16 protein-coding genes and 3 tRNA genes are annotated in these 21,318 nt (G+C 43.6%); 3 read left to right on the plus strand and 16 right to left on the minus strand.

The window, feature by feature from the left end:
* Positions 1–103 precede the first annotated feature (103 nt).
* The 3 genes from EJP82_RS05830 to EJP82_RS05840 all read right to left on the minus strand — a co-directional run bounded on the left by EJP82_RS05830 (position 104) and on the right by EJP82_RS05840 (position 3,360).
* Positions 104–2,329: an Ig-like domain-containing protein gene (locus tag EJP82_RS05830; protein WP_127191093.1), complete on the minus strand. Its 2,226-nt coding sequence runs from the start codon at positions 2,327–2,329 to the stop codon at positions 104–106.
* A 140-nt stretch (positions 2,330–2,469) separates the two neighbouring features.
* A complete protein-coding gene (locus EJP82_RS05835) occupies positions 2,470–3,129 on the minus strand; it encodes a uracil-DNA glycosylase (protein ID WP_127191094.1) in 660 nt (219 codons plus the stop codon).
* Positions 3,130–3,274: 145 nt separating this feature from the next.
* Positions 3,275–3,360: transfer RNA gene (locus EJP82_RS05840), tRNA-Leu, on the minus strand.
* Positions 3,361–3,513: 153 nt separating this feature from the next.
* Between EJP82_RS05840 and EJP82_RS27905 the strand changes: the two genes are divergently transcribed.
* Entirely contained in the window at positions 3,514–3,663 is a 150-nt protein-coding gene (locus EJP82_RS27905) for a hypothetical protein (protein WP_170220132.1), read from the plus strand.
* 109 nt (positions 3,664–3,772) lie between these two features.
* Here EJP82_RS27905 and EJP82_RS27910 read toward each other — a convergent pair whose 3' ends face one another.
* Positions 3,773–3,928, minus strand: coding sequence for a hypothetical protein (locus EJP82_RS27910; RefSeq protein WP_170220133.1), 156 nt, complete (start codon positions 3,926–3,928; stop codon positions 3,773–3,775).
* Between the two features lie 182 nt (positions 3,929–4,110).
* On the opposite strand from EJP82_RS27910, the gene EJP82_RS05845 reads away from it, so the two are divergent.
* The gene (locus EJP82_RS05845; RefSeq protein ID WP_127191095.1) at positions 4,111–4,332 is read left to right on the plus strand and encodes a hypothetical protein; all 222 of its coding nucleotides are present in this window, start codon (positions 4,111–4,113) and stop codon (positions 4,330–4,332) included.
* 281 nt (positions 4,333–4,613) lie between these two features.
* Here EJP82_RS05845 and EJP82_RS05850 read toward each other — a convergent pair.
* The 7 genes from EJP82_RS05850 to EJP82_RS05880 all read right to left on the minus strand — a co-directional run bounded on the left by EJP82_RS05850 (position 4,614) and on the right by EJP82_RS05880 (position 12,284).
* Positions 4,614–4,687 (minus strand) — tRNA-Ile (locus EJP82_RS05850).
* 20 nt (positions 4,688–4,707) lie between these two features.
* Positions 4,708–4,781, minus strand: a tRNA-Met gene (locus EJP82_RS05855).
* Positions 4,782–5,132: 351 nt separating this feature from the next.
* Positions 5,133–6,635 (minus strand): ABC transporter substrate-binding protein, encoded by a 1,503-nt coding sequence (locus tag EJP82_RS05860; RefSeq protein WP_127191096.1) that lies wholly within the window; start codon positions 6,633–6,635, stop codon positions 5,133–5,135.
* Positions 6,632–7,525 carry an ABC transporter ATP-binding protein gene (locus EJP82_RS05865; RefSeq protein ID WP_127191097.1) on the minus strand — a complete coding sequence of 298 codons (894 nt, stop codon included), beginning with the start codon at positions 7,523–7,525 and terminating at the stop codon, positions 6,632–6,634. The genes EJP82_RS05860 and EJP82_RS05865 overlap by 4 nt, the downstream gene beginning before the upstream one ends.
* 1 nt (position 7,526) lies before the next feature.
* On the minus strand, positions 7,527–10,412 hold the full coding sequence (locus EJP82_RS05870; RefSeq protein ID WP_127191098.1) for an ABC transporter permease: 2,886 nt from the start codon (positions 10,410–10,412) through the stop codon (positions 7,527–7,529).
* Positions 10,412–11,500, minus strand: coding sequence for an efflux RND transporter periplasmic adaptor subunit (locus tag EJP82_RS05875; RefSeq protein ID WP_127191099.1), 1,089 nt, complete (start codon positions 11,498–11,500; stop codon positions 10,412–10,414). The genes EJP82_RS05870 and EJP82_RS05875 overlap by 1 nt, the downstream gene beginning before the upstream one ends.
* Entirely contained in the window at positions 11,463–12,284 is an 822-nt protein-coding gene (locus EJP82_RS05880; RefSeq protein ID WP_127191100.1) for an ABC transporter ATP-binding protein, read from the minus strand. The genes EJP82_RS05875 and EJP82_RS05880 overlap by 38 nt, the downstream gene beginning before the upstream one ends.
* A 205-nt stretch (positions 12,285–12,489) precedes the next feature.
* Between EJP82_RS05880 and EJP82_RS05885 the strand changes: the two genes are divergently transcribed.
* Entirely contained in the window at positions 12,490–14,106 is a 1,617-nt protein-coding gene (locus EJP82_RS05885) for an S-layer homology domain-containing protein (protein ID WP_246053988.1), read from the plus strand.
* An 85-nt stretch (positions 14,107–14,191) separates the two neighbouring features.
* Here the strand turns inward: EJP82_RS05885 and pyrE are convergent, their stop codons facing one another.
* The 5 genes from pyrE to EJP82_RS05910 form a co-directional block, all read right to left on the minus strand.
* Positions 14,192–14,833, minus strand: a complete 642-nt coding sequence (pyrE, locus tag EJP82_RS05890) for an orotate phosphoribosyltransferase (RefSeq protein ID WP_127191101.1) — start codon at positions 14,831–14,833, stop codon at positions 14,192–14,194.
* A complete protein-coding gene (gene pyrF, locus EJP82_RS05895) occupies positions 14,830–15,564 on the minus strand; it encodes an orotidine-5'-phosphate decarboxylase (RefSeq protein ID WP_127191102.1) in 735 nt (244 codons plus the stop codon). The genes pyrE and pyrF overlap by 4 nt, the downstream gene beginning before the upstream one ends.
* A gap of 72 nt (positions 15,565–15,636) precedes the next feature.
* Positions 15,637–18,849, minus strand: a complete 3,213-nt coding sequence (gene carB / locus EJP82_RS05900) for a carbamoyl-phosphate synthase large subunit (protein ID WP_127191103.1) — start codon at positions 18,847–18,849, stop codon at positions 15,637–15,639.
* A 1-nt stretch (position 18,850) separates the two neighbouring features.
* Positions 18,851–19,987, minus strand: coding sequence for a glutamine-hydrolyzing carbamoyl-phosphate synthase small subunit (locus tag EJP82_RS05905; protein WP_127191104.1), 1,137 nt, complete (start codon positions 19,985–19,987; stop codon positions 18,851–18,853).
* 34 nt (positions 19,988–20,021) lie between these two features.
* Entirely contained in the window at positions 20,022–21,314 is a 1,293-nt protein-coding gene (locus EJP82_RS05910; protein ID WP_127191105.1) for a dihydroorotase, read from the minus strand.
* Positions 21,315–21,318 lie beyond the last annotated feature (4 nt).

Raw genomic sequence — 21,318 nt, forward strand, 5'->3', positions numbered from 1 at the left:
CATCTTAATTCCCTCTAAATCAATATGAATATATGTATTTGGGCATAAATAAAAACCGCCTTGCAACCAAGGCGGCTTAAAGTATGAACCTTAAAATATCATCTTAACTAACTTTTACAGTAATGCTGATTGTTTTTCCATCGAACTTTGCTTTAATTGTTGTGGTACCCTTAGTTAGTGCCTCGATTTTACCGTTAGTAACTTTGGCAACTGAAGGTTTGGAGCTTGTCCAAGCCGCACTACCAGTGACAGCAGAAGTCTTACCAGTATCATACCCAGCAGTCAGCACTACAGTTTTGACTCCGCCTGGGGCTAATACTAACTTCTTCTCATCTACGGTAAGAGTCTTCAGTTTAGGTACTACGCTAACCTTGACGCTAACCTTGATTCCTTGATAAGCACCATTTAAAGTAGCCGTACCTTCACTCACTGCTTTCACAGTAGTGGACGTTATTGAAGCAACCTCAACATTAGAAGATTCCCAGTTCACTTTACTTGCCAGATTTACTGTTTTGCCATTTGTATAATATCCAGTTACTTTGATTGCCTTAGACTTTTTGAGATTAAGCTCAATGTTCTGCGGCTCAACTACAATTTTTGTAATTTTTGGTTCAATAACAACTGGAATACTGATTACTTTGTTCGAATAAGTTCCTTTTAGCGTAGCGGAACCTTTAATCAGACCTTTAATTACTTTTCCTGAAGCCGTGTCTTTAAGAACTGCATTAGAGCCGGTTAAGGTCCATGTCATTTGATCCGTATAATTGGCAACTTCACTGCCGTCTTCCCATACGATCGAAATGGCTGGAAGCGCACTTTCTTCACCAATGATTACATTTACATTCTCAACTTCAGTAATAAGGGCTAAGACTTTCTCTTTAACTACGAGCTTAACAGTTACAGTTGTTCCTCGAACTGCACTCTGTGAAGTTATAGTAGATTCAGGAAGCTTTGCAGTTAGGATCACTTCACCAGCTGCTTTAGTTACAATCTTCCCATCTTCTATTTTTGCAATTTCATCATTTGATGATGACCAAATAACTTCTTTACTAAAATCGAGAGTTTCTTCATCCAGCTTAGTTGCATCCACCTTAGGAACGCTCAATGATTCACCTTTCAAAAGTTCTAACTCCGTCTTCTCCGTTTTCTCCAATGCTAGTTTCGTAATGGTTGGATAGACTGTGATGTTAATACTTTTACTTATACCTAAATAACTAACTTTCACTGAAGCAGTTCCAGCAGCTTTTGCTGTCACTACACCTTTATCTACAGTAAACAGTAACGGATTAGAGGAGGTCCATTCCGCTTTTTCTGTAACGTCGTCTGTATGATTAACAGCATCTCTAACACCTGCTGTCACTTCAAGCTGCTCACCAATGAACATTACTTGTTTCGTTGATGGTGTTACGATGATCGCCTCGTGTTTCGTACGCACGTAAACATCAACTTTAGCTTTCACACCAAGGTATTCTGCAGTAATCGTCGTCTTACCAGTAGTAAGAGCTTTAACTTTGCCTTCCACTACCGTTGCAACACCACTATCAGAAGAGGTCCATGTGGCTTTCACAGACGCATCACTGCTTTTTGTTTTATCAACGGCTAGAGTCGGTATGGCTTGTAAGGTAATTTCATCATCACCAACAAGCAATTCGATATCATTTTCGACAACCGAATTTTGTCCATCAACTATTTTCAACTCAGAATACGGTGAAGATACTGTCGCCTTAAAGGACGCAGTCAACCCAGAATACTTAGCTGTAACAGTTGCCGTTCCCTCACCGACCAAAGTGATTTTACCCTTCTCGATCGTCAGGACTGAAGCATTCGAAGTGCTCCACTCCGCTTTGTCAGAAACATCGGTTTTGTTGGCCTCAGACGTATCAATCGTCGCCTTGGCATAAACCCATAAATTAGTATCACCCAGTTTGAATTTACCTTCTGATCCGTAATCTAGGCTCAACTCTTTATACGTATCTACAACTTTGATTTCGATAGTTGATACAGGGCCTTTATCGTGCTTGGCCGTAATTGTCGCTTGCCCACTTTTAATGGCAGTCACATATCCGTTAGTGACTTTAACAATGGAATCGTCTGTTGAGAACCAGTCTACAAGCCCAGTCAAATCACTCTTCGAAGTTGAACCTTCGAGCGTTCCCCATACCTTCAACTGCTTTGTCTTGCCCACGTTGAGTTCTACTACAGTACCAGAACCCTCGATATCAATCGAACGAACATCTCCTGTTGCTGCAAGCACACTTGTCGGAAATACTGCAGCAAGAAGCAGTGTTAGTGCTAGAAGCCATTTCATCATTTTCTTGTTTGCAATCATCAATTTCTCTCCTTTGGGTTGTCACTTTTGCTAGAATCAGTTTCCAGCCCTATGCGTTTTATATCGACAAATAGGAGGAATTACGTAACCCCTTTACTGAAATTAATCCCTTGGTCCTAGAAAACAATCTAATAATTACCCTATATTTCCCAATCAATCGGTTCTTGGCCTTGTGATTTTAAATGCTCATTAATTTGAGAAAACGGTCGGCTTCCAAAGAACCCCCTTCTTGCGGAAAGAGGGCTAGGATGCACAGAAGTGATCACTGTATGTTTACTCGCATCAATCTTGGCACCCTTCTTCTGTGCATGATTACCCCAAAGCACAAAAACAACGGGCTCCTCCCGTTCATCGAGGGCTTCAATAACTGCATCAGTGAACAATTCCCATCCCTTCCCTTGATGAGAACCCGCTTGACCGTCACGTACAGTTAACACATTGTTAAGCAAAAGCACACCTCGTTCGGCCCATGGCGTCAAATTACCCGTAGCCGGAGGATTGATCCCAAGATCACTGAATAGCTCCTTGTATATATTCCGAAGTGAAGGCGGAATCTTTACCCCTGGTAATACGGAGAAGCTTAATCCGTGTGCTTGTCCCGGGCCGTGGTAGGGGTCTTGTCCCAAGATCACTACTTTTGTATCTCCAAAGCTTGTCAGCCTTAGCGCCTCAAATAAGAGATCCTGTGGTGGATACACAGTAAACTCACGGTATTCTGAATCCAACCATTTCATTAATTCTATAAAATATGGCTTGCTCACTTCTCTATGTAGTTGATCATCCCAATCATTACCAAACATCACTATTTTCCCCTCTCTTTTTCTTAGAGCACGAAATATACAAATCAGCTATCCTACTGTGTAAACAAAACAAAAGGAGTCCTAGGCCAGCTTCTCGCCGACTTAGAACTCCTTCTGTTATTTAAATACTTATCTAACCATTGTATGCCGAGAACCGGAATCGAACCGGTACGGTAGTCACCTACCGCAGGATTTTAAGTCCTGTGCGTCTGCCAGTTCCGCCACCCCGGCATGAAAGGGGAATAAAAGTCCCGTATAAATGATTATATACGGAATTACCTTGAGTTTCAACTTTTTTTATTAAACAATATTTATTTAGGTTATGATGTGCCTCCAATCGGGAACAATACATGTTAATCATCTACGCATTGGAGGAAGTAACTCTTGAATATTATTGCTGAAAATTACAAATTCGCCCCACTTGAGGAAACAGAACAGGCCGTAACAATTATCAAAGACGCCGAAGCAGAGATCGCCAAAATCACAGGTACCCCTATTACCTTAATTGCTTATGAAAAGACCGAGAAAGAATAAACTATAAGCAGTTCCCAACGGTCCTATTTATTAGGGCCGTTTTGGGTTAAGCTCAATCATACGAAAATTTATTATTCAACCAATACAATAATCTCTAAGAATCAACCCTCTACTTTTTACCGGATATAACAAGAAAAAATGTAGCCAATGGACCGCATAACAATGACAACAAAAACCAATTTAAACCACTTCTATTTTTCCCTTGTGCGAGTCCTGCATTAATCAAAGCGAGCGTGCCCCAACCAACGTAAAATTCGTTACCCATCTGTACCCCACCCCTTTCAAATCATATTTTATACTACGCTTCAGCAATATAGTTGTTCCGGCTATCTCTAATACGTGTTATTCTTAGCTTTTATTTATTTGCGATTTTATATCTATGGACAAACGAACAATCATTTGTTGTATACTGCCTTTGAACCCACCATTACAAAGGAGTTGAAGAAAATGCCGGAATTTTGCCCAACGTGTCCAACTCAAACTATTGTTGACCCACCGCAGACAATTTTTGAGGATTATTTCCACCCACAGGTCGTTCAAGTCATCCACCCAATTGAAGTAGTCAGACGTCATCATTGTGTACCAGTACCACAGCATATTTGTACGTATACGGAAAGAGATGAAATGTGCTTCGTCTCCAGTGTTAAGAAGAGAAAAAAAAGAAAATAAACTAGCTTAGGTGAACTACCGGCTGGCTCAACACTGCAGTTACGCAGCCAGCCGGGTGCGTTCCTTCTTGCCTGGTTCATCACCCAATACATATGAGGCAGAAAATTAAGGAAAATGCAAACCATATAATTACACGTAAAAGCGCCTCTTTATTATACATATTAAAGGCCGTCGATACTAAAATCTCTCTCGAGCAAAATCGCCGAAATAAATAGTATATACCAGCAACAACGCAAAAACCCTCCCATGCCTTAGCAAGAGAGGGTTTTGTGCATACATTATGGGCCCTGAGGGACTCGAACCCCCGACCAATCGGTTATGAGCCGACCGCTCTAACCAACTGAGCTAAGGGCCCGAAAAACTGGGTAAAATAGATTGCGGGGGCAGGATTTGAACCTGCGGCCTTCGGGTTATGAGCCCGACGAGCTACCGAGCTGCTCCACCCCGCGTCAATAACAGCGACAAGTAATAATATACCCTATTACGGGGTGGACTGTCAAGCATCGATTTTAATTAAGGAATAAACCGCACCCCAAATTTACCTCTCCGGGAACGAAAAATCTCAACTTCCCTCATTTCATCAAACCCATATATCCATCCATCCTGTTCCAATCTCTTTGCCAAACACCCTGCCTGAAACTTAGTTCTGTACAATTTGTTAAAGTATATCCATTTCATAATTCATCCAGCCCTTCTCCTGTTGTATTGTTGAACCTTCCTCACCTATCCTATAGAATACCCAAGAACGACCAAAAAAAGCCGCCAGAATTAATCTGGCGACTCACAGAACACACTAAACTTTACCCTGCTCTCGCAGCCCCACTGACTTCAGGTACAAACGGTGTACCGTCCTCTTGGAACTGAGTTTTCGGGTTGTTTTTGATCTCTTGCAGCATTTTATTACCTTTGGTTTCCCAGTCCTTAAGCGCTTCTTCAGGCGTTTTCTTATTATCGATTACTTCCTGGAAGGAGCTCCGACCACTGTTTGTTATGCTATACAAGCCTGGTTTTTCCATCATCATTTTATCATCCTTAGGATTGCTTGGCGGAAGTGGCTTCAATAAATAAAACGCTTGGATGTTATACGTCTGACCTTGCTTAGGTTGGATGAATGATTTACGAGCTACCATTTCATAACTTCCACGTGATTTAAGCTTCGCCCATTCTTCGCTATTTATAAACTTCAAGAAATCCCAAGCTGTTTCAGCATTCGGCGCGCTGCTGTTGATTGAGAATGTATTGTTCAGCCAAATGTTACCACCGATATCCGGTTTCTCTGGATGAACAGGAATAGTCACTACATCCCAATCAATCGGCGTATAATTTTTGATCTTTGCGGCGTTATCATTCGCATCGGCAATCTCATTAACATAATAGCTCTCACCAATGGTCATAGCTACTTTTCCTGACAAGAACAAGTCGCTGCTGATGGCATTCCAATTCTCACCACTATCCATTTCCAAACTAGCATTATCCGGAATAATCTTATCTTTAGATAACTTACTCATGGTCTCCCAAATTTTCACCCATTGTGGTGTATTAACTGTCATAGTCTCTGCCTTATCATCAAAAGTTTTCATTTGTAAGGCACTTACATAGGTCTGCATATCCCAATATGGATCGCTCCCTCTATAACGATTGAAGGAGAAGCCATATACACGATCCTTCCCTTCACCTTTAGTCAAACGACGTGCCAAATTGAATACTTCATCCCACGTCATTTTGTCCGTTGGGAAATCAATGTTAGCATCCGTAAACATTTTTTTGTTATAGAAAAGTGCAGAAGAACTGAAGGAAGGAGATAACGCGTATATTTGGTTATCGCCTAAATCTCTAATCCCATCAATAACAGCTGGAACGAAGTCCGTTGTTTCAAACTTATCCTCTTGCATCAAAGGATCTAACTGTTTCAATAGGTTTTCTTGAATCAATTGTTTCAGAGTACTCGTGTCAGAAACCACGATATCAACGGGGTTACTACCAGTCATGATTTTCTTCATGCTTTCTAGATAGTCCGGTTGAACGTACTCTTCTGTCCCATCATTATAACGATATTGACTCTGATCAATAGCTGGAACGATTTCTATCTTAATATTCTGATTAGTGAATTCGTAAATATCGGTATACTGTTGACGAAAATATGAATCGTCATATCCACCGGACAACACGCCGATACGAAGTACCTTCTCCTCTTTACTCGCAGGTGCCTTACCCCCATTACAACCAGCAAGCAGTCCCATCCCAAACGTTGCTATGAGAGAAACAGTCAATACTTTTTGTAACTTCCGGTTCTTTGCCATCATGATTTATCCCCCTCCAATGATTTCGGTGCGGTGATTACAATCTTCTCACCATCAAACTCCATACTGGCTCTGCCACCAATCCCTACTGCTTCCAGATACTCTTTCGGAACCTGAAGTCGGCCCACTCTATCAACAACGACGAACGCTTCATGCACTTCCTGAAGCCCGCCACCTGAGAAGCCTTGTTCCATAGCAGTTGCATTTAAGTTGGGATTTCGTTTTAAAAACTCAGTACTCGTCAAACCGTCTCGAATAGCGACTACTCGGTCTACCTTGCTCGCGAGCGCTAGATCATGGGTAACGATTACAATCGTAATACCAACCTCACGATTAACTTCGCGAAAGATATTCATAATCTGATCCGATGTCGCGGTATCAACTGAACCTGTTGGTTCATCTGCAAGAAGCATCTTCGGGCGATTTGATAATGATATGGCAATAGCTACCCGTTGTTGTTCTCCCCCTGAGAGCTGGTGTAGTTTATTGTGCATACGGTGTTTGAGACCCACCCATTCTAACAACTGTTTAGCATAATCACGGTCTACCTTACCCGTGAGCATCATTGGCATTTCAACGTTCTCCAGTGCCGTCAAATAGGGCAGTAGGTTACGAGCATTGTTCTGCCAGACGAACCCAACGGTCTTGCGTTTGTATTCAACCAATTGGTCATCTTGGATCTTTAGCAGATCCCATCCTCCGACGGACACTTGACCGGCTGTAGGCCGGTCGAGTCCACCAAGAATATTTAACAACGTAGATTTACCGCTACCGCTGTTACCAATAATGGCCATCATTTCGCCTTGCTCAACAGTCAAATTAAGTCCCTGGAGCGCAACAACTTCAATATCCTCGGATTTAAAGATTTTAACTAAACCCTCACAATGGATCATCTTAACGCTCCTCTCCCATTTTGACAGCCTGATGCACACGAAGTCTACGAATCTGCCAGAAGAGTAAGCCTGCGCCGAGCAATAACATCACAAGGACGACTACATATAACTGGAGAGTATCCTGAGAGTTAAATACAATTCGGAACGGAGGCACCTGAGTCGTAACATTATCAGCTGTTTGTAGGAATGGAAGATACAACTTCCCTACTACCTTACCTATGACAATACCAAGTGTAATGGACAGACCTGCTGTCAAGATTTGTTCCGCTAACAACATAAGGGTTAGTTGTTTGCGAGATAATCCCATAGCCCTTAAAATACCAAACTGTACAACCCTACCTGACAAATTAAAGAACCAATACAACACGTAACCGATCAGAGAAACAATGACCGATACGAGGAAGCCTAAGCTTAGAATCCCAAATACTCCACCACGGGTCGGATGCTTGCTCTGAGTCGCTAGTTCACTCCGTACATCCTTCACCGAATACAGATCCACACCCTGTTCACTCAACTTAGTCATGATTGGAGCTACTTTAGCTTCAGGCTTCATCTTCAGCCAAACTTCGTACGGGATCAAAGGACCTTGATCGTAGATATAATCCAAATTAGCAATGACAAATGGGGTTTGATCAGGATATTGACTTGGCCAGTAAGGTATAATACCGTAAACTGCTAAATCAATAGTTGTCTCACCGACTGAGACAGTAAAGATATCTCCCACTTTTAGCTTGTATTTCTCCGCGAGGTTTGATGGTACCAAAGCAGCACTTTCATTCATACCTAGCAAATTTAAGTACTGAAAAGGATGCACCGGGAACAAATCATTACGGAACCAGGCGACTTTAGAAAAATCAACATTATCAATTCCCATTAGAATACCTTGACCGGCCGAACGACCTGACACGATAATATTACTCTTGGTTTGAAGAACTCTTGCGGCAGCTTCAACACCATCTAGCTTACGGAATACTTCAAATGGAGGTTCCGAATAAATAAGCTTGGTAGGCTGCTGGTTGCCTTGACCGTTTCCCTGACCACCACCGCCCGGTTGACCGCCTGAGCCACCACCCTGACCCGAGCCACCTTGATTATTCCCATTCTTCGAAGGTTTCGACATCTCCGCTGTTGATTCCCATACCGTCTGCATTACAACGTCCGCGCCATACTTATAAAGCGTCCGCTCAGTCGAGTTTAGGTCAATCGTCCGCGCAGCTGAAGCATTATATACGCCCAAACCAAGCGTAAGAACAAGCAATATCATAAGTGGATAATATGATGATGCTGAACGTGAGAGCTGGGTTAAGCTTAAATAATAAGGAACGGGTAGCCACTTTTTGCCCAGCCAGCTGATCAATTTCAATATCCAAGGGAAAATACGTAAGAATAACAGTCCTATAGCAAATATAGCTAGTGCCGGTACAAAGAACAGAAATGGTTGAACTTGAAGCTCATCCGTCGTCATACCTGTCTGGAACGTCAGCATTTGCCGTTCAATGAATAAATAATATCCATATCCCGCAACAGCCAATAAGACGATATCAAGGTACCAACGCTGCCATCCAGGAAGACGATCAGAACGTGCTTGCTTCTGCTTCGCGTTCACAATCGATGACCTTGCATAAGAGATTGCAGGTAATAGCGTAGCCAATATTGCAATGACTACAGCTCCCACACCTAATAGAAAAGCATCCAGATTAAACCCAACAGGGATAGACTTCCGGTTAACGAACGTCAGGAAACCGTTGGCCGACCCAATGCTTTTAGACATAAACCAACCCAGTAAGGGACCAATTACCAAAGCAACCGCTCCAAGTAATAATCCTTCTAGCAGGTAAATATAAATAATTTGTTTGGTCGACGCACCACGACTACGAAGGACTGCAATATCGCCTTGTTGCTTATCCAACGATTGGCGTGAATTCATCACAATATAATAGAACACCATTGCAATCATCGGTGCAGCCAGTGTGAAGAGTAGTGTTTGCATTTGCAGACTCTGTTTACGGAAGTCATCCAGAAGGCTACCAAACGAAATATCTACCTTCGTATCTTTCAACTTTTGGTACAGTTCAATATTGAGACGATCCAGCGTACTGGATAAAGGTGATAATTGTCCGGTTTTGATCTCACGGAGATCAAATGCATAATACCAAGATGAGTTATGCAAGGGAACCTTCAATTTACTCAGCAAATGTTCATTAAATACTTTCTCGTTAATGAAGAAGGTATTCATTACTCCTTCGAAGCCCTGATACCAGTAAGAATCGGTTTCATTTTCTGCTTGGAAGGTACCTACAATCTTTACCTTCAAGGTGATATCCAGCCCGCTTGCCACTGGATATTCCATAATGTCACCCACATGCAAATCCTGCCGGTACATCGCCTCCTCCAGCATTAACGCTTCGATATTCTCGCCATCTGCGCTATCAGAGAACAATTGACCTCCTGTGATCGAAATATGATCCTTCAGTCCGCTCATCGAGATCAACGACATGGCTCTAGTTCTACTTGCATCTACTTTGGTAGGATCTTGAGGATACACCTCAGTGCCACGGATGGCCCGAGTATTAACATATGCCTCATGAGGAAAACCGATCTCTTGAGGGATTTCATCCGTGATGTACTGATTGACTGCATCTAAACCAGCAACGTCTGTCTTGGACCCACCAGGGCCTTGATAACTCATAAGCAGGGAACCTGCTGGTAGTCCTTCACTTTCAGCGATTAAGGTACTTGATACAACTCGCTTAAGCGCTCCATCGGAATACATCGGAATACTTACCGTAAACGAAACAGCGACGATAAGTCCAAGTAAAGTGCTCAGTGTCAGCCATTTCGTGTTCCACATTTTACGGAACAAGAAACGTATAAGTGGAGCTCCCATTAACGACCCACTACTTTCTGCCCCGGTGTGAGTCCTTTAAGGATTTCCATATCCGTTGGTGTTTGCATGCCAACCTCCACATCAACCTCACGCTTACTTCCATCTTCCTCAATGACCTGAACATAGGTACGAGATCCGATTGAACGTAGTGCAGAAATCGGGATTAACACTGCATTTTCCTTCCGCTCGGTAATGATTTTAACACCAAGCTGACGTCCGCGTTCCATATCAGCCGGCCATTTATCTAATTGAACAATGAGATATTGATCAATTGTATCCTTCTTCGGCTGGTTATTTCCGCCATTACCGTTATCAGTGCTGCCCGTGTTGCTCGGCATCACTTTCACTTTACCTTCAAAAACACCCGCAGCATTAATATCTACCGTCGCCTTCATCCCAACTGAAAGCTTCTCTAAGTCCTCTTTGGCGAAAGAAGCCGCAACAACGAGTGATGACGTATCTGAAATAATTCCAAGGGAATCGTAACTCTTCACAACTCCTCCCTTTTCAGCACTAAGCGAAACTATAGTTCCCGCAAAAGGAGCCTTAAGAGTTCCATCAGCTATTTTCTTCTCTAGATCAACTAATGCTTGACGTTGCTCTTCAAATACGATGGATGCCTTCTCAAATTCAATATCAGACATTTCTTCCTTAGTACGTAAAGTTTCCTTCATCGTTATTTCCTGCTGACGGAAGTCCAATTGTGCCTTCCGAAGATCTTTCTCCAAAGCTTCCACATCTAATTCAATAAGAACAGCGCCTGCTTTAACTTTATCTCCTGCTTTGACCAGTACGTTCTTGATATGTAATCCATCTTCGGTAAAGTATAATGCTTCCTCTCGCTGACTCATCAGCTTACCAACAGCAGTTACTGACTTCTCTATTGGCCCTAAACGCACCTCATATTCCGGTTTCTTGGATACTGTCGGTGGCGTAATTACCGGTAGATCCTCTTCCTGCTGTTCATTCGGAAGCAAAGAACAACCAGATGCTGTGAGCAGAACTATAGTTAATGATAACAGTCCTAGTGCCCGAGTTAGTCCCCACTTCTTATTCAACAAATTTTCCATCCACCATTTCATAAACATGGTCCGCTACCTCCAAGATTGTAGGATCGTGTGTAGTCATACAAATCGTAACTTGCTCCGTATGTATGATGTTCTTAAATACAGCCATAACTTGAGCTCCCATTTGTGAATCCAGATTGGCTGTCGGCTCATCCGCCAATAGCAGCTTGGGCCGATGTGCGATTGCCTTGGCAATTGCCACCCGCTGCTGCTCCCCACCAGACAATTCATTAGGCCTGTGAAACATCCGTTTACCTAGACCCACAATCTCCAAACAGTGGGTTACTCTTTTCTTCCATTCCTGAGGGGGTACTCCCGCCATTCTAAGTGACAACTCGACGTTCTCCCAAGCGGACAACAGTGGTAACAAAGCGTATGCCTGAAAGATAAATCCGAATTGATCTCGTCTTAGCTCCGTCCGTTTATCGTCACTGAGCTCGTGTAGAGGTTGCCCGGAAAATATTATTTCCCCCGACGTTGGCTGATCGAGCCCACCTAACATATTAAGCAGCGTCGTTTTTCCCGATCCGGATCTGCCTCTTAGCATCACCAATTGACCGGGCAGCACTTCCATATTAATCCCCTTTAATACATGAATATCGCCCCCACCAACGGGAAAAGACCGATGCACTTCTTTCACAGACAAAATAGGACCACTAATTTCCTCTTCTGTCGTGACACGGCCTATATCCAGATCGGACGATTCCACCTCGGAATCTAAATCCAGATCCGACAATTCCACTTCGGAATCAACTGATTCACCTAGCTCTACAGATTTTACAGGTTTGCGAAACCATTGCATCATCGTGTATCGGTCTCCTATGTCTCCTAATTTTTCGTTCTATAAAAAACTATCACGCCTTGCATTATAGACGAAATCACATGCCAAAAAGTTACAATGAATTTTACGATATTGATATTTTTGTTTCCATAATCTTCACCCTGACTTCTGGGAGTCACTCTGTTAATATAGCAAATATTATCATAATTGATTGAAAAGAGGTTCTATTTTGAAAAGAAATAAATTAATTTTCCTACTAACTACTCTTACTCTCTCTTCCCTAATTTCTATAAGTGCACTCTCAGCAACAGTAGAAAAGAAATCTACTGAACCATTTATCGATATACAGAGTAGCTATGCTAAGGAAGCAATTATTAATCTCCATAAGAACAATATAATGAACGGAACAACCTCTGAACTCTTCTCACCAACAAAGAAGATAACACGTGCAGAGTTTATGACTACCCTCATACGTTTACTCCGACTGGAGCCTTCTTCATCCTCAAGAGTTCCGGCATATAAAGATGTACCTACTACCGCTTGGTACTATGGCTATGTTCAAACTGCAACTGAACTTGCCCTAACCGATGGCGTGGGAGAAGGAAGATTTGAGCCCAATAAGCCGCTTACCCGTCAAGAAGCTGCAGCCTGGGTTATTCGGGCATTGAAACAATCGACTTCTTCTACCTCATCCGGATTTAAAGACGCCTCAGCTATTGCTGTTTGGGCGCGTCCCTATGTATCTACCATTTCCAACTTAGGAATAATGCAAGGGAATGAAGGGAGATTTTATCCTAACCAAGCTATAACGCGACAGGAAACTGCCGTAATATTGGACCGTCTGCTGCAAAACAAACGCTGGTCTACTACATTAGAAGCCGAGAATAAAACTACTAAAATACAACTAGGATGGCAATATGGCCAGACTACTAAGGAATATGAACAAAGTATCCAGAATTCAAATGTTAACGTTCTATCACCAAGATGGTTTTTTCTCGATAAAGATGAGACTATTGGTGATTATACCAACTCAGCCCTCTTAACTTGGGCAAAAAACAATGGGAAGAAAGTATGGCCGCTACTAGGTAATCGTTCTTCCCAGGAAATAACGCATCAGTTCCTTAGCTCTCCCCAACGTTCCGCAGCAGGCGTCCAAAAGATCAAGGAATTAGTTGTTAAATATAAACTAGAAGGGATTAACCTAGATTTTGAGAATGTGGCTCCCGCTGATCGGAAGAACTTCTCTGCCTTTGTTACAAACCTAAGTGAACAACTACATTCAATCGGTGCCGTTCTGGCAGTTGACGTTTCACCAGATTTGGGATCAGATTGGACTGAAGTGTTTGATTACCGTTTGTTAGGTCAGAAAGCAGACTATATTGTTCTAATGGGTTATGACGAGCATTGGTCAGGTAGCTCAAGTCCTGGACCTGTTGCCTCTTTGCCGTGGGTACGTAGCGGCTTAGACACCTTGTTGAAAGAAGTCCCTGCTAATAAGGTCATCTTGGCCCTACCGCATTACAATAGGGACTGGACTGTAAACCAAAAAGGAACTGCCCTGTCCTCGGAAGATATATCACTCGTAGAACAAGCAGAATTGTTAAAGCGTATCGGGATCTCTCCGGTATGGGACAGTAAGATTGGACAATATATAGTGGATTATTACAAGAGCGGAATAGCCCATAGACTCTGGTTAGAAGAAGCACGATCTCTTTCTCTCAAGTATCAGATAGCGGTTGATCGACAAATCGCTGGATTCGCATACTGGTCTATAGGTGGGGAGACCCCCGATATTTGGACAAGCCTTAGGAATGCAGAAAGGTACTCATCTTATAATTTTAAATAAAGATTTGATCACTTATTAGTATCAAACTTAAAAAGCCAGACCCCATGTTTAGGGGTCTGGCTTTTACTTTATCTACCTATAATTATTATTTACCAAAGGATGCCGGGTCTTGACGCCATGATTGCAGAAGTGCCAGGTCATCCGCCTTAATTACGCCACGCTCTACAGCCACATCGATCAAAGCCGTGTAATTGGACAGTGTTTGAAGTGGGATGCCTGCCTCAGCAAATGCATTCACCGCTTTGTCTAACTGGTAACTAAATATAGCAAGCACTGCAAGTGGCTCTGCGCCAGCTTCAGCTACTGCCAATGCTGCTTTAAGGGAGCTACCTCCAGTAGAGATCAGGTCCTCGATAACAACCACTTTTTGTCCTGGTTTGATGATCCCTTCGATCTGATTCTCTTTACCGTGGCCTTTCGCTTTATCACGGATATAAGCCATCGGTAACCCAAGCTTCTGGGCAACGAAGGCAGCATGAGGAATCCCCGCCGTTGCTGTACCTGCGATTACTTCTACATCCGGATAAGACTCTCTGATCACTGCTGCAAAAGATTCGGCAATCAAATCACGAATTTCTGGAAAAGACATTGTAAGGCGGTTATCACAATAGATCGGAGATTTAATACCGGATGTCCAAGTAAATGGCTCATGCGGACGTAATGCAACTGCTCCAATTTCTAAAAGGTTTCCTGCGATTTGTGCGGCAATTTCATTATTATTTATCATTTAAGTTTCATCTCCTCTATAATTTGTTCCGCTGCTTCACGAGGGCTTGGAGCTGCAGTAATTGGGCGACCCACAACAATATAATCTGTACCTTGCTGGATCGCTTCTCCTGGCGTCAAAGTCCGAGATTGATCTCCCACTTCGCTACCCCTTGGACGAATGCCTGGGGTAACCGTCAGAAAGTCTAGGCCGCATCTTTCCTTGATGGCACTTACTTCTAAAGGGGAAGCAACCACACCATCAAGGCCAGCCTTCTTAGAAAGCTCTGCATAAGATACGACAGCTTCCTCAACTGTGCCTGGAATACCGATTTCTCCGTTTAGCATTCCTTGATTCGTGCTTGTAAGCTGTGTCACTGCAATTATGAGTGGCATCGTGAGAGAGCTGTTTATTTCAAGTGCCTCTTTAGCCCCTTCTCTCGCCGCTGACATCATCTTTACTCCGCCTGCAGCATGAACGTTGAACATATCCACTCCAAGCTGGGTGATGCTCTTCGCACCACCTTTCACGGTGTTCGGAATATCGTGCATTTTCAAATCAAGAAATACAGAGTAACCAAGACTCTTTAGTTCACGCACAAAATCAGGACCACCCGCATAATAGAGCTGCATGCCGACCTTCATATAACAGGGGATACCTTCCAATAATGAGATTAGCTTTCTAGCTTCATCTACAGCAGGATAATCTAGTGCAACCATCAGACGACCAGCAGTTTGATTAAAAGTACCCATAATTTATTCTCCTCCTGTCATGCTTGCGGCTCCGAAGCATCTGCTTCCGGAGCCGCGCTTTTAGATTTAAATTTAAAGGGAAGGCATGGCTTGGGATGAGAAGTTGATCGTCTCAAGCATCGTCAGCAAGGCAGAAACAGTGTCCAATGAAGTCATGCAGACGATTCCGTTCTCCACCGCTTCGCGGCGAATGCGGAAACCATCACGCTCAGGTTCCTTGCCTTTTGTCAAAGTATTGATTACGAAGTGGGCTTTACCATTGCGGATCAAATCCAGAATGTTCGGCGAACCTTCGCTCAATTTGTTGATCGTGGTCACGTGAATTCCTGCCTCAACAAGCGCAGCAGCCGTTCCACCAGTCGCAACAATCTCGTAACCCATATGGTAAAAGCCTCGTAGCAATCTAACGGCTTCGTCCTTGTCTTTATCCGCTATAGTAGCAATAATGGCACCCGATGTAGGAATCTTCATACCTGCGCCGATAAGACCTTTGTACAACGCTTTTGCATACTGTTTATCGCGCCCCATAACCTCACCCGTCGATTTCATCTCAGGACCGAGTGTAGGTTCAACACGGCGAAGTTTCGCAAAGGAGAATACAGGAACTTTAACAGAGACATAATCGCTCTCTGGCCACAAACCATCTACGTATCCCAAATCTTTCAGCTTCGTACCGAGAATACACTGAGTCGCAACGTTTGCCATCGGGATGTTCGTCACTTTACTCAAGAATGGTACTGTCCGAGATGACCGTGGGTTAACCTCGATAACATAAACTTCATTCTTATAGATAACGAATTGGATGTTTACTAGACCAATCGTTTTTAATTCTTTTGCAATTTTGATCGTGATATCCACGATTTTCTCGCTAAGCTCTGCAGACAAGTGCTGTGGCGGATATACTGCGATGGAATCACCTGAGTGAACCCCAGCCCGCTCTATATGTTCCATGATACCTGGAATAATCACGGTTTCACCATCACAGATTGCATCTACTTCCACTTCTTTACCAAGCATATAACGGTCAATCAATACCGGATGCTCTGGATTGATGTTAACGGCCTCTGTCATGTATTTCAACAATTCTTCATCCGTATATACAATCTCCATTGCGCGTCCACCAAGTACGTAGGACGGTCGTACAAGAACCGGATATCCAAGTGACTGGGCTGTTCCTACTGCCTCATCCACTGAAGTTACCGTCTTCCCTTTCGGCTGGGCAATGTTAAGTTTGGATAAGAGCGCTTCGAATTTCTTGCGATCCTCTGCTTCATCAATGCTCTCCAAGGAAGTCCCCAGAATACGTACTCCTGCCGCTTGTAGTGGTGCCGCCAAATTGATGGCAGTTTGACCACCGAACTGAACAATTACACCAACTGGCTTCTCTTCTTCAATAACGTTCATTACGTCTTCGAAGAACAAAGGCTCAAAGTAAAGGCGATCCGACGTATTGAAATCCGTAGACACTGTCTCCGGGTTATTATTGATGATCACCGCTTCATAACCTGCTTTTTGAATCGCCCAAACCGCATGTACAGTAGAGTAGTCAAATTCGATACCTTGACCAATCCGAATCGGACCGGAACCGAGGACAACGATTTTCTCTTTATCTGTGCGCAAAACTTCGTTCTCTGTCTCATACGTGGAGTAGTAGTAAGGAGTAGATGCCTCAAACTCTGCGGCACAAGTATCAACCATTTTATAAACTGGACGCAGTCCATGCTCTTTACGGAAATTAGTCACGCTCACTTCAGTCAGATGACTTCCGCTTGGTTGAACCTTTGCACGAAGCTCAGCAATAGCCCGGTCTGTGAAACCTAGACGTTTTGCTTCATAAAGAGTTTCATATGACAAAGTAGCTTCAGCTGCGATATCACTCTCAAACTTCACGAGACGCTCGATCTTATCCAAGAACCACCAGTCGATTTGACTCAAATCTTGAATCTTCTGCAACGGATAGCCACGACGGAACGCTTCGGCTACTAAGAACAATCTTTCGTCGTCTGCTTGGATTAGGCGCTGGTCTAACGTTTCAGCATCCAGTTCCTCTGTGCCTTTCAAGTACAGGCGATGAGTACCAATTTCAAGTGAACGAACCGCTTTTTGAATGGATTCCTCAAATGTCCGTCCAATTGCCATTACTTCGCCAGTCGCTTTCATTTGAGTTCCGAGTTTGCGGTTTGCATGCACGAATTTATCAAATGGCCAACGTGGAATTTTGCTGACGATATAATCGAGCGTTGGTTCGAAGCAAGCGTAAGTTTGACCTGTAACTGGGTTCACGATTTCATCCAAAGTGTAGCTTAATGCGATTTTCGCTGCCATTTTGGCGATCGGATATCCCGTTGCCTTGGAAGCGAGAGCCGATGAACGGCTGACACGCGGGTTAACTTCAATTACATAGTATTGGAAGCTCTGTGGATCCAGAGCAAATTGTACGTTACATCCGCCTTCGATATTCAGTGCACGGATGATCTTAAGTGATGCAGAACGGAGCATTTGGTACTCACGGTCAGACAAAGTCTGGCTCGGTGCAACAACGATACTGTCACCAGTATGTACACCCACGGGATCAAAGTTCTCCATGTTACAAACTACGATACAGTTATCATTCGCATCGCGCATAACTTCATATTCTACTTCTTTCATACCGGCGATCGATTTTTCAATTAGACATTGACCAATCGGACTGTAACGGATACCTGAAGCGACTGTCTCCAGCAACTCTTCTTCTGTTGCGCAAATCCCACCGCCTGTACCACCAAGGGTATATGCTGGGCGCACAATGACAGGATAACCAATCTCTTCGGCGAAACGCATGGCTTCATCCACTGTAGTGATGATCGTGCTATCTGGTACAGGTTGTTCCAATTCACGCATCAAGTCACGGAACAAATCACGATCTTCCGCTTTCTCGATGGAAGTAAGCTGTGTGCCTAGGAGTTTCACATTCTCACGTTCCAATACACCGGCGCGTGCAAGTTCTACAGCCATGTTTAATCCGGTTTGTCCACCAAGAGTAGGCAATAGACCATCAGGGCGTTCTTGACGAATGATTTGTGAGACAAACTCCAGAGTAATTGGCTCGATATATACTTTATCCGCCATGTTTGTATCCGTCATAATTGTAGCGGGGTTACTATTAATGAGAACTACTTCAACGCCTTCTTCTTTTAGTGCCTGACAAGCCTGAGTTCCAGCATAGTCAAATTCGGCAGCCTGGCCGATTACAATCGGACCGGAACCAATGACTAGAATTTTTTTGAGTTCTTTATTAATCGGCATATTATAGTTCTCCTTTCGCAGCGGCCATAAGTTCAGCCTGACGAGATCTTTGCGGGTTAAGCCGCTTATGTTCTTGAATCATTTCTAGGAAGCGGTCGAACAAATAGTTGTTATCGTACGGTCCTGGCGCTGCCTCTGGATGGTATTGTACCGAGAAAGCCGGATATTCAGTATGCTTAAGGCCTTCAATCGTTTTATCGTTATTATTGATGTGGGTAACTTCTAATTTTGTACCTGCAATTGAAGAATCCGTTACTGCGTAACCATGATTCTGTGAAGTGATGTAGCAACGTCCTGATTGCAGTTCCTTCACAGGGTGATTCCCACCGCGATGACCAAATTTCAGTTTCTGTGTATCCGCACCGCAAGCCAGTGCAAACAACTGGTGACCTAAGCAAATACCGAAGATTGGATACTCACCAAGTAGCTCTGAGACCATCTTAACTGCGTAAGGCACATCCTTCGGGTCCCCAGGGCCATTGGATAATTGAATTCCATCCGGTTGCAGACGGCGAATTTCTTCAGCAGTTGTATCATGTGGTACCACAATTACATCACAATCGCGTTTATTTAATTCACGTAGAATACCGCTTTTAGCTCCAAAATCAACGAGTACGATCCGTTCTTTTGCACCCGGGCTAGTGTAAATATGTTTCGTTGAAGTTTGTGCTACTTGGTTGCGAAGTTCTTCGATGGACGTTGCCGCCATCATTCCCTTTAACTCTTGATCTGATTTAGAAGAGGTTGTAATAATCCCCTTCATTGTGCCATGTTGGCGGATGATCCGAGTAAGCATACGTGTATCTATATCATGAATCCCCGGAATGTTATATTCCTTCAGCAAATCTCCTAGATTATATTGTGCACGCCAGTTACTTGGCGTTGGTTCATAACGGCGTACAACAAATCCGTGAATGGATGGGGCGATAGATTCGAAATCATCACGGGCAATACCGTAGTTGCCAATCAGTGGATATGTCATCGTTACAATTTGTCCACAGTAAGAAGGATCAGACAATACCTCTTGATAACCTGTAATTCCTGTATTAAAAACGACTTCTCCAGTCATGTCGCCTTCGGCTCCGAATGATTTTCCGGTAAACAGCGTTCCGTCTTCCAATAACAATCTTGCTTTCATTTTTCGAAGCACTCCTTATGATCAATTTTATATTTTATGATTGTTCGGACCAAACCACATTACCGTTCACAATAGTTGCAACCGGCCAGCCTTTAAGTTTCCAGCCGATGAATGGCGTGTTACGTCCTTTAGATGCAAATGTCTCAGGATCAACGGCTTGCTCCTTACTCAAGTCTACAATGGTTAGATCAGCAGGAGCGCCTGGTTCGAGTCTCCCCGCTTGAAGACCGAATACACGAGCTGGATCCTTAGTCATCCGTTCGATCAGAAAGGAAAGACTCCAGCGACCCTTCTCGACAAACTCGCTGTATAGTAGTGGAAACGCCGTTTCGAAACCAACTATTCCGAAAGGTGCAAGTTCCATTCCTTTGGCCTTTTCTTCCTCGCTGTGTGGGGCGTGGTCGGTCACGACGATATCGATCGTACCATCTTCCAGCGCTTCGATGCAGGCTTCAACATCTCTTTTGGAGCGTAGAGGAGGATTCATTTTCCAATTGGCATCCATGCCGGGAATATCCTCTTCGGACAGAATGAGGTGATGCGGACAAACCTCAGCAGTAACATGAATACCTATTGATTTAGCTTGACGAATCAGTCTAATCGATTGTTCTGTGCTGACATGGCACACATGGTAATGAACACCCGTTGCCTCAGCAAGCAGAATGTCCCGACCGACATGAATCGCTTCAGACTCATTTGGAATACCTTTTAACCCATGCCTTCTTGCGAACTCTCCCTCAGCTACAGGGGCCCCTACTACTAATGAGTTATCCTCACAGTGAGCGATAACCGGCATATCCAGGGAGTGTGCCAGTGCCATAGCATCTTTCATCATTTGTGCGTTTTGGACTCCAACACCGTCATCGGTAAAACCGATTGCTCCAGCTTCTTTCAAAGCTGCAAAATCCGTTAACTCGCGTCCCAATTCATTCTTTGTAATTGCCGCATAGGGTAGAACATTTACTAGACCAGCAGCTTCTGCCTTCTCTTTTACCAAGTTCACAGTCTCAGGAGTATCAATTACTGGACGTGTATTTGGCATGCATGCAATCGTTGTGAATCCACCTTTCGCAGCAGATCTTGAGCCTGACTCAATCGTTTCCTTATGTTCAAAACCAGGTTCGCGCAAATGCACATGCATATCGATGAATCCTGGTGTAACTAGCTTGCCAGCAGCATCTATACTTGTAACTTCAGCATTGTCCTCAGGGAACGTAGCGTAATTCTCTTCAATAGCCTCAATTAATCCGTCTTTCAAAAGAATATGTCTTTGAACTAATTCACCATTATTATCCAAAACACTAGCGTTCCGAATGATAAGTTGCATGTAT

The sequence above is a fragment of the Paenibacillus anaericanus genome (assembly GCF_003994475.1).
GTDB classification, from domain to species: Bacteria; Bacillota; Bacilli; order Paenibacillales; family Paenibacillaceae; genus Fontibacillus; species Fontibacillus anaericanus.